Origin of the sequence: Oleiagrimonas sp. (assembly GCF_027858935.1) — a bacterium.
Classification (GTDB): domain Bacteria; phylum Pseudomonadota; class Gammaproteobacteria; order Xanthomonadales; family Rhodanobacteraceae; genus Oleiagrimonas.
Genome location: NZ_JAQIBU010000096.1, coordinates 1 through 8,774, shown reverse-complemented (window position 1 = coordinate 8,774; position 8,774 = coordinate 1). Strand labels below are relative to the sequence as shown.

Below are 8,774 nucleotides of genomic sequence, written 5' to 3'. Positions count from 1 at the left end.
CTGGTCCCGGACACGCCCAAAAGCCCGGATTCGTCGTTGACCAGCGCGTTGAAGCGTGCCGGACTCATCGACTCGGTCTGTGCCAGATACCGGTACAGGGAAGGATCGAGGTCGCCGGACCGGGTGCTCATCGGCACCCCGGAAGTGGGGGTGAAGCTCATGGTGGTATCCATGGGCCGGCCGTCGCGGACCGCTGCCAGGCTGGCGCCACTGCCCAGATGGGCCAGGATCACGCGGCCCGAAGCGACCGATCCGTCGTCCACAGCGGCCAGCGCACGCATCAGGAAGGCGTAGGACAAACCGTGGAAACCATAGCGGCGCACACCCTGCTCGGCATAGCGCCGCGGCAGGGGCAGGCGCGACGCCACCTCCGGCAAATCGTGATGGAATGCGGTGTCGAAACATGCCACCTGCGGCACCCCCGGAAATCGTTGCCGCGAGGCCTCGATCAGACCCAGCTCAGCGGGCAGGTGCTCAGGATCGAACGCGCTGAACCGGTGCAATGCTGTCACCAGATCGACAGTGACCAACTGCGGCGCACTGAAATCCGGGCCGCCGTGCACCACGCGGTGCCCGATCGCGGCAAGGGGCGAGCCGGCAGCATGTCGCGCGATCCACTCCAGCACCACACCGGACGCGGCCGCATGATCGGGCGCGTGCACCACTTGCGCAGCGGGATCGGCCCCGTCCTGTGCGTGGGCCCGGAACATCGGCCGTGACTGCCCGATGCCCTGCAGTTCCCCCGACCACCGTCGCAATGGCGGCTCGGTAGCGTCGAAGACCGCGAACTTGATGCTCGACGAACCCGCGTTCAGGGCCAGGATGCGCGAAGCGCCTGGGTGCCGGGATGTGCTCATGAAAGTGCGTCCTCCATCAAGCCCTGCAGCTGGTCCAGGATCGAACCCAGGCGGTCCGGACCGCGAAAACGTTCAGCATGAATCCTGTACTCGACTTCGGTATCCGAGGCGCATGTAGTGAACCAGAGGCTGGCGGCGACGACCTTGATGCTCACGCCCCCAACCAGAGCCCGGTCTGGCAGGCGGCGAGGAAAGGGCTCGAGCGCTCGCTGGACCGTCCTCCGTGTCGCCCGTGCGGGATGATCTCCGGGGTGATGTCCAGCCCTCGGCAGGCCCGGGACCTTGCACGACTGAAGTCTAGCGGCGGTCTGCAAGCCCCCGTATTGATACGGATCAATGGGAGGGCAAGTGGCGCGCCCAGCATGCGCATCAGTCCCCTGCCACCGCCTCCGCCCCCGGGGCGGTGCCTTCAACGGGAGGATGCAGTAATACGTTGGCACCGTTTCACGAGACGTTTGGCCACGCATGGCCGCCACGAAGTTGTTTGTCGGGCGGATTCGGAGCCCGGATCGGTCATGACCCGCAAAAAGGCAGCAGGAATCGAAAAACGCCCCGAAACACTTATGCCACCTTGCTTTTCAAAAATGATGCTTGGCACATACCGTAAAAGCGACCTTAAAACGTCGCCGACGCTGCAAAGAAGGCCAGCATCCACTGTCACCTTACAGCGTGCCCTGCGGTTTCAATATACCGAAGCGCTCGCGGGTTTTCCGAAACGGGGTAGAACCCCATTGCGACGGCTTATTCATCGTTGTCTTAAGTCCAGCGTTGATGGCCAGCCTTCCCAGAAGCAGACTTTCTGTGACCGGCCGGTAAGAGTCAAACCGCCTGTCTCAGGCCAACCGGATCTCGCCTGTCCTGCAAGGCCTGCCTCCGCCGCCCAAAGCGGACATGCAAAGGAGCCTGGCATCGTAGCCTGCAAGCAAATCTAGGTTGTCTTCGCAAATGGGTGGCCACGATGAATGTTCAGGCCCCCGAGTGCGCGGCGAGATGCCGATTCTGGTGACGAACACGCGAGCCACCTACCTTCGCGCCATACGGATTTTTACGCAAAATTTACGCGCCTCACGCCTCGTGAAGCCCCTTTTTTACAGGGGGATTATTAGAGTAGCCGCTCGTTTATTGAGATGCTCAGATGCATCATTTAGATGCATCCCTGATACCCGCCTCCCGCATCGCTCGCCTGTCCTCATGATCCGACACCAGCTGTCGCAGGCTTCGTGCATGACGTGACGGGGATCAGTCACAGGGTGGTAACGGTCATGGCTTCCAACAATGGTAAACAATGGATGGCGCTGGCACTGGGCGCCACGGGCGTGGTCTACGGCGACATCGGCACCAGCCCGCTCTACACCATCAAGGAAGTGTTCGGCGAGCATGGAATCGGCGTGTCGTACGCGAATGTGCTCGGTGCGTTGAGCCTGGTGTTCTGGTCGCTGATCGTGGTGGTGTCGCTGAAGTACCTGCTGTTCATCATGCGCGCCGACAACAAGGGCGAGGGCGGCATCATGGCGCTGCTGGCGCTGGCCCAGCACAGCGTGCGCGGGATCGCACGACTGGGCGCAATCATTGCGGTCCTGGGCATCTTCGGCGCGGCCCTGTTCTACGGGGACGGGGTGATCACGCCGGCGATCTCGGTGCTGTCGGCCGTCGAGGGGCTTGAAATCGCGGCACCGGGCCTGGCGCACTGGGTCGTACCGATCACGCTGGTCGTGATCGTGTCGCTGTTCGCGCTACAAAAACACGGTACCGAGCAGATCGGGCGTGTGTTCGGCCCGATCTGCGTGGTCTGGTTCCTGAGCCTGGCCGCGCTGGGCATCCGCGGGATCGTGCACGATCCGGAAGTGCTGCGCGCCCTGGATCCGACCTACGGCGTGGGCTTCTTCGTACACAACCGTTCCGAAGCATTCTTGTCGCTGGGCGCGGTGGTGCTAGCGGTGACCGGCACTGAGGCGCTGTACGCGGACATGGGGCACTTCGGAAAGCGACCGATCCAGGGCGCATGGTTCGTTCTGGTGCTACCGGCGCTGGTACTCAACTACTTCGGCCAGGGCGCCTATCTGCTGCTGCATCCGGAGGCGGTGGCCAACCCGTTCTACCACCTGGTGCCGCGACCGCTGCTGTATCCGATGATCGCGTTGGCCACAATGGCCACGGTGATTGCCTCGCAGGCGGTGATCTCGGGCGCGTTCTCGATGACGCACCAGGCCATGCAACTGGGCTACATGCCACGCATGCAGGTGGTACACACCTCGCGCCACATGTCTGGCCAAATTTACGTGCCGTGGATCAACCGCATCCTGATGCTGCTGATCGTGGCCGCGGTGCTGGGCTTCCGCAGCTCGGACAACCTGGGTGCGGCCTACGGCATCGCGGTGACCGGTACCATGGTGATCACCACGCTGCTGGCACTGGTCGTGGCACGGCGACTTTGGCACTGGGGATGGTTGGCGATCGTACTGACCGGGCTGGGCCTGTTGACCGTGGACATCGGCTTCTTCAGCGCCAACGCGGTGAAGATCGCCAGCGGCGGCTGGTTCCCGCTGGCCCTGGGCCTGTGCGTGTTCGTGGTGATGACCACCTGGCGGCGCGGCCGCACCCTGGTCGCCCGACAGCTGCGTCAGGGCGGCGTGGCGCTGAAGCCATTCCTGGAAAGCCTGGCTGAACATGCACCGGAGCGTGTGCCGGGCACCGCCGTGTTCATGACCGCCGATCCCGACCAGGTACCCAACTCGCTGCTGCACAACCTCAAGCACAACAAGGTACTGCACGAACGCAACGTGCTTTTGACCGTGGATACACTGGACACACCGACGGCCGATCCGAGCGAGCGATTCTGCCTGGTCGCGCTGGGCCTCGACATGTACCGGCTGCAGTTGAGCTTCGGATTCGACGAGGACCCGGATGTACCCGCCGCGTTGCTCAAGTGCGGTCCGATCGGCGCCGATTTCGACCTGATGGACACCACCTTCTTCCTGTCGCGCGAGACCGTGGTGCCCGGCGACCATCGCCACGGCATGGTCTCCTGGCGCAGCCAGCTGTACGCGTTCCTGTCGCGCAACACGTTGCCGGCCACGGCGTTCTTCCGCATTCCCGGCAACCGGCTGATCGAACTGGGCGCGCATGTGGAAATCTGAGGCCGTATTCGCGCATCACGCACGGTACGTATCAGGCCAGGTGCGGATGCACTACGCTAGCGCTACGCCATGGCCTCGCACATGATCAATCCCCGGCAGAATGCGCCGCGCCGCGGTCACCTTGTCGCGGTGGCCGGCCCGTATGTGTTCGCCACATTGGTCACCGCGGTGGCCTTTGGACTCGCCTTTGTCGCGGACCGCTACGTGGCGGTGGCCAACCTGTCGCTGATCTTCCTGACCGCGGTGCTGGCAGTGGCCGTCCGCGCACGTATGCGCGTGGCCGCGTATGCGGCGGTGCTGTGTTTCCTCGGCTACAACTTCTTCTTCACCCCGCCGCGCTACACCTTCACCATCGATTCGGCCAACGACGTGCTTACGGTCGGCCTTTTCCTGGTGGTGGCACTGGTGTGCAGCCGCTTGGCGACGCAATTGGCGGACAAGGTCGCCTCACTGCGCACCGCCCAGACACGGGCGCTGGCGCTGCGCGAATTGGGCCAGCGCCTGTCCGCCGGTGCCGACACAGATACCATTCGTGCCGCAGGCGTGGAATGCATGGCACAGGCGTTGGGGACCAACGTGACACTCCTAGTACGCGATGCGCAGGACCGACCCTGGAACGTGTCGGCATCCGCGCCGCGCGCGCCCTTGCTCGACACCGCGGAACGGGTCGCGGCCGACTTCTGCGACCGCCTCGCGGAACCGGCCGGATACGGCACCGAACGCGCGCGCGAAGCCGCCTGCTGGATGCTTCCGCTGCGCGTGAACACCCAGGGCCACGGCGTCCTCGCACTGAACTGCACGCAAGGCCCGCTCGATCCCGACCACCAGAACCTGGCCCTCGCCATGGCGCAGGACGTCGGCCAGGCGCTGGAACGAGCGCGACTGGCCGAAGCCCTGGAGAAAGCGCGCGTGGAGAGCGAGACCGAGCGCCTGCGCAACGCGCTGCTGTCCTCGGTCTCTCACGACCTGCGCTCGCCACTGGCGTCCATGATCGGGTCGGCGGAAACGCTGTCGAGCTACGACCGCATGCTACCCGACGGGGAGCGCCGACAGCTCCTGGACGCCATCGTCGGGGAAGGCCAGCGCCTGGACCGCTACATCCAGAATCTGCTGGACATGACCCGGCTCGGACACGGCGAATTGAGCCTGCGACGAGACTGGGTCGACACTACCGAGATCGTGATCGCAGCAGTCGCCCGCATGCGCCGGCTGTTTCCGGATCAAGCCGTGGCAACCACACTTCCGCACTCCACTATCCTGCTGTACGTGCATCCGGCACTGATCGAGCAGGCGTTGTTCAACATCCTTGAGAATGCAGCGCACGTCTCGCCGCTCGGGGCAACTGTAAACGTGCGCGCCGCAGCGGCCGACGGCGAACTGCGTATCGAGGTCGTCGATCACGGTCCAGGTATCCCGCCACTGGAGCGCGAGCGCATCTTCGATACGTTCTACTCGGTGGCACGTGGTGACCGCGGAGATCGGGGTACCGGCCTGGGCCTTTCGATATGCCGCGGCATGGTCGGCGCCCACGGCGGCCGGGTCGAGGCCTTGCCCGCCGAAGGCGGCGGCAGCATCCTGCGCATCTCCCTGCCGCTGCCGGAAACTCCGGAGGACGAACCTTGAATGCCGCCGCGCCCCGCGTGCTGGTGATCGACGACGAGCGACAGATCCGGCGTTTCCTGGACATCGGCCTGCGCGCCGAGGGCTACCACGTACTGGAGGCGGCCAGTGCCGCCGAAGGCCTGGTGCTGGCCGCCACGCGCGATCCGGACCTGGTGATCCTGGACCTGGGCCTGCCCGATCGCGAGGGTCACGAAGTGCTGGCCGAACTGCGCCAGTGGAGCACGGTGCCGGTACTGGTGCTTTCGGTGCGCGACGACGAGGGCGAGAAAGTTCGCGCGCTCGACAACGGCGCCAACGACTACGTGACCAAGCCGTTCGGCATCCAGGAGCTGATGGCGCGGCTGCGCGCGCTGCTGCGCAACCACCCGGCGGAAACGGCCACGGACGCACCGCCGGTCTACGACGACGGCCACCTGCGCATTGATCGCACCCGCCGTGAGGTTTTCCTGGAACAGGAACCAGTCCCGCTCACGCGCAAGGAATACGCTGTGCTCGCCGCCCTGCTCAAACATGCCGGCCGTGTAGTTGGCCAGCAGCAGCTGCTGCGCGAAATCTGGGGGCCAAGCCATGTTCAGGACACGCACTACCTGCGCATCGTGATCGGACGTCTGCGGCAGAAGCTTGATGACGATCCGGCAGAACCGCAATGGATCAAGACCGAGCCCGGTGTGGGCTACCGTTTCCTTGAACAGCAACCGCCGAGTGACCTTCGCTAGACGCAGGGAACCTAATGCGACACATGCAGAGTGTATGAGTTACGCGGGACAGGTTGAGGGCGTAACAAAGGGAGCCAGGGCTTTATCAAGACCCTGGACCCGGGCGCGTCGATGCTCTCGGACGCTTACGACATGATGACGCGCACGAAGGCGCAGATTGCGGGCTACGGCAGCAACAAGCCGGGGGCCTACAAGTCCAAGGCGCTGCGCTTCGTACACAGCTATGGCGTCCCGTTCGGGCGGCTGTGGTACGTGAAAGCCGCCCTTAACCACATGGTCTATCAGCAGATGATGGAGGACCTGAGCCCGGGGTATAGTGCGGCGCCGCATGGCGCAGCAGCATCAAGGCTCGTGGTGGTCACCGGGGACGATCGCGCCGCAGCGGGCTCCGGACCTGGGCAAAGTGGCGAACGTGGAGTGACGGAGCGCGCGAAAATTACAGATTTTTGGCCACAAGATCGACGAGCGCTTCCAATTCCATAGTCATTGGTTGGGCAGCAGGTGTAACCATGCCGTGGACCCCGGTCGAATAGCGACCAATGTATGGCGGACCGTGAAGCTTGCCCAGATGCTCCAACCAGTCCGGCGGCTTCGCGGAAATAGGCAGCCCGTCCCCGTAGGCAAGGCTCCAAAGCTTAACCAGATCGTGCCGCACACCTAGCTTTCTCACCTTCGCATCGTTTCCTGTGCGGGACAGATATGCCTTCAAAGCGTTTTCCGCTACAAACCCCGCAACAAGCGTTAGCGACAGAGACGTCCCGGGAACTCCACTGGCCAGAAGCGTCACGCCACTCATGTGCGAACGCGCCATGCCCAGATAGGTATGCGGCGGTCCAGCGGGCGCCGCAGTAACCTTCCCCACAGTGCCGCTTGCTGTCGCATGAACTGTCGGAAGTTTGCTCACTGCCTTTCACCTGGCGGTATTGATTCACTTGGCGATGTCCAAGCATACGCCCTAGCTTCGCAACCCGAGGCGGCGACTAAGTTCGCGCGGCTTGAGACTCGGCCGGCGTACGCTCGGCCGGATGGACCGCCCAGATCCCCGCCAGGTGTTCGCCGCCGCTGTGGCGATGCTTTCCCAGGCTACGTGCCCGGAATTCGGTTGCACGCACGACGAGGGCGGCTGGGGCGCAAGCTGCGCATGGTGCGCGAATCGCGCTCTCGCGCTGGACCTGTACGAGCAGTGGCGCACGCACGACCAGCAGGCGAACGGCGAAGCTCTGGCGCGACGGGCGCATCGGATCATGGCCGGGCAAGTGCCGTACTATCAGGTGCGAGAGTTCAAGGTGTTCAAGGCTTAGCCGCCTATCAAATTTTCAACGGATAGTGACATGGACGCCAATAAAGTCATGAACAGCAAAGAAATGGCTGAAATAGCGATAGCGGCAAACCGCATTTCTAGAGACATCCGCGTTGCAATAGACAAATTTGCACCTGAAAAACTAACTGCTCGTCAGCGACTCGCACGTGGTTTACTTACGAGTTCGATCGAACAGTCTATTGCGTTGACTGATCTTCTTGCCAAGGATGATCCGTACATCGCATATCCCGCGCTCACACTATTTAGACCACAGCTTGAGGCACTAGCAAGAGGGGTATTCTTCTCTACGTCTGATATTTCGACGGATGAAGAAGTAAAACAGTTTATCTACACCGACAAGATGCCTAAACGTCCACCCCCAGACGGAGGGACACAGCGACGTCAATATCTGAGCGAACTTCTGGACTCTACGCGCGGAGTATTAAAGCTATTCTTGCCCCCTGACCTAGTCACACGCGTGGATGAAATCTACACATATAATCTAGATCTATACAACGCCTTTGTTCATGGTGGATATACAGTCCAACTAGGATATGAAAACATTCAGTCCAATTATATATTTTCGCCTCATTTTTACCGACTTATGAATATAGCTAGGCATTCGTTGGCGCAAGCTCATTTCGCCGAAGGCGTGCTCTCTGCAATCGTATATCGACTAGATCATCTGACCAATGTGGCACCCAATAGGGTCGGGCTAGTCGAAGAATATGCGACCCTTGTTAAGGGTGCCGCTCGAACTTATCGTGACTAGACTTTTTTTTCCACTTGCGCCCTGCCGCTAAGAACAATAGTCCCGCACGCCGCGGCGCCATGACTCCCGTGTCGGCTTGTGCCTGGACATCCTTGGTCGGCCCGTCACGACGTGCGGGGCGAGGACCAGCATCTCGCGGGCCGGCGGCTGTGTCTGTCTGGGGATCGAGGTGGCGCGTGTAGGGGATCGGCTACAGCACCGTTATTCGGCCACGTCGCGAGTCCAAGTTTCTGTAGCGTTGTGGCGCGGATTAGGGATGGTCTGATCAACCGTCGTTCGTGGCAGCATCCATCATATTCGTGTTCGCTCTTCGCTCGGCGACCGATAAACACCGCATCAGTGGGTGATGTTTCACCCTAATTTGCCGCG

General features: G+C 62.4%; 8 protein-coding genes. 6 read left to right on the top strand and 2 right to left on the bottom strand.

The genetic code is table 11. From position 1 onward, the window contains the following. Positions 1-857, bottom strand: an 857-nt coding sequence (locus PF446_RS03770) for an acetate kinase (RefSeq protein WP_298069893.1), incomplete at its 3' end; no start/stop codon positions are given. Then, the gene (locus PF446_RS03765) at positions 854-1,012 is read right to left on the bottom strand and encodes a hypothetical protein (protein ID WP_298069891.1); all 159 of its coding nucleotides are present in this window, start codon (positions 1,010-1,012) and stop codon (positions 854-856) included. The genes PF446_RS03765 and PF446_RS03770, both read right to left, overlap by 4 nt. 1,107 nt (positions 1,013-2,119) lie before the next feature. On the opposite strand from PF446_RS03765, the gene PF446_RS03760 reads away from it, so the two are divergent. The 6 genes from PF446_RS03760 to PF446_RS03735 all read left to right on the top strand — a co-directional run bounded on the left by PF446_RS03760 (position 2,120) and on the right by PF446_RS03735 (position 8,405). Next, positions 2,120-3,994 carry a potassium transporter Kup gene (locus tag PF446_RS03760; RefSeq protein WP_298069888.1) on the top strand — a complete coding sequence of 625 codons (1,875 nt, stop codon included), beginning with the start codon at positions 2,120-2,122 and terminating at the stop codon, positions 3,992-3,994. 69 nt (positions 3,995-4,063) lie between these two features. Further along, the gene (locus PF446_RS03755) at positions 4,064-5,617 is read left to right on the top strand and encodes a DUF4118 domain-containing protein (RefSeq protein ID WP_298069886.1); all 1,554 of its coding nucleotides are present in this window, start codon (positions 4,064-4,066) and stop codon (positions 5,615-5,617) included. Continuing rightward, the gene (locus PF446_RS03750; RefSeq protein ID WP_298069885.1) at positions 5,614-6,333 is read left to right on the top strand and encodes a response regulator transcription factor; all 720 of its coding nucleotides are present in this window, start codon (positions 5,614-5,616) and stop codon (positions 6,331-6,333) included. Before PF446_RS03755 ends, PF446_RS03750 begins: the two co-directional genes overlap by 4 nt. A gap of 132 nt (positions 6,334-6,465) precedes the next feature. Next, positions 6,466-6,816, top strand: a complete 351-nt coding sequence (locus PF446_RS03745; protein ID WP_298069884.1) for a hypothetical protein — start codon at positions 6,466-6,468, stop codon at positions 6,814-6,816. A 566-nt stretch (positions 6,817-7,382) separates the two neighbouring features. Further along, complete coding sequence (locus PF446_RS03740; RefSeq protein ID WP_298069882.1) at positions 7,383-7,634, top strand: hypothetical protein; 252 nt, start codon at positions 7,383-7,385, stop codon at positions 7,632-7,634. A 30-nt stretch (positions 7,635-7,664) separates the two neighbouring features. Then, complete coding sequence (locus tag PF446_RS03735) at positions 7,665-8,405, top strand: hypothetical protein (protein WP_298069880.1); 741 nt, start codon at positions 7,665-7,667, stop codon at positions 8,403-8,405. The last annotated feature ends 369 nt before the right edge of the window (positions 8,406-8,774 follow it).